Source organism: Vreelandella neptunia (assembly GCF_022489065.1).
Classification (GTDB): Bacteria; Pseudomonadota; Gammaproteobacteria; order Pseudomonadales; family Halomonadaceae; genus Vreelandella; species Vreelandella neptunia_A.
On sequence record NZ_JAKVTW010000059.1, the window covers coordinates 1 to 1,104 of the forward strand.

At 52.3% G+C, this 1,104-nt stretch carries 1 protein-coding gene; it reads right to left on the reverse strand.

Annotated elements, in window-relative coordinates:
- Window positions 1-32: 32 nt before the first annotated feature.
- Window positions 33-1,049 carry an IS30 family transposase gene (locus MLE19_RS22815; RefSeq protein ID WP_240720610.1) on the reverse strand — a complete coding sequence of 339 codons (1,017 nt, stop codon included), beginning with the start codon at window positions 1,047-1,049 and terminating at the stop codon, window positions 33-35.
- Window positions 1,050-1,104 lie beyond the last annotated feature (55 nt).

Below are 1,104 nucleotides of genomic sequence, written 5' to 3' on the forward strand. Positions count from 1 at the left end.
TTGTTGGATGCAGACTCTGAGTGCAACACTCGTTAATGAACAGCGGGTGGATTGTCTTGATGCTTCGCTAACAACTCACCCAGCACTTCAATCGGACATCTAAAGTCAAAGCGCTTCCGAGGTCGCATATTCAGCTGTAGCGCAATAGCATCTAGCTCTTCTTGAGTGTGCCGAGAGAGGTCGGTTCCTTTCGGTAAATACTGTCGTATCAGGCCGTTGATATTTTCATTGCTACCCCGTTGCCATGGGCTATGCGGATCACAAAAGTAGATAGCAACGCCCGTTGCCTGGGTGATGTCTGCATGTTTGGCCATTTCCCGCCCCTGGTCGTACGTCATGCTTTTACGCGCCGCTATCGGCATCCGGTTGAGCGCTGCGCTAAACCCTTCCACCGCCGAGGTGGCCGTTGCATCGTTGAGTTTGGCTAGAATGACGTATCCACTGCTCAGTTCGACTAGCGTGCCAACCGCAGAGGCATTGTTCTTACCTTTGATTAAGTCGCCTTCCCAGTGTCCTGGCATGGCACGCCTCTCGATCTCTGGCGGTCGAAGGTGGATGCTCACCATATCGGGGATTTGCCCACGCCGATCAACTTGGCCACGACGAGGTTTACGCGTTGATTTACCTTGGCGAAGGCAGTGGATCAACTCTTTCTTAAGCTCACCCACAGGTAACGCGTAAATGGCGCTGTAAATCGTCTCGCGACAAACGTAAGCATCTTCAAATCGGGGCATTATCATGCGTCGGAGCTTGCCTGCGATTTGCTCTGGAGACAAGCGGTGGCGGAGCATATACGTAACCAGTTCAAAGCGTCCACTGCCCAGAAGCAGCTTGCGCTTAGGGCGGCAAGCAACACGCCTGGCACAACGATGGGTGTGCGCATGACGAGCATGATAAGTACCGCGCTGAGTTTGATTGCGACGTACTTCGCGGCTGATGGTGGATGGAGATCGTTGCAGCATATTGGCTATTTGTCGGAGGCTCATCTCCTGCCAAAGGCTGACCTGTATGGTGGAACGCTCTTCGATACTGAGTTCTGTATAAGCCATAAATCCAACACCTTACTAAAATTTTAAGGTGTTGCACTCAGTTTCTGCGGCCAAG

What these genes read in the sequence shown, in the direction of transcription:
- MLE19_RS22815 (WP_240720610.1), bottom strand. Translation starts at nt 1,049, where the DNA reads ATGGCTTATACAGAACTCAGTATCGAAGAGCGTTCCACCATACAGGTC.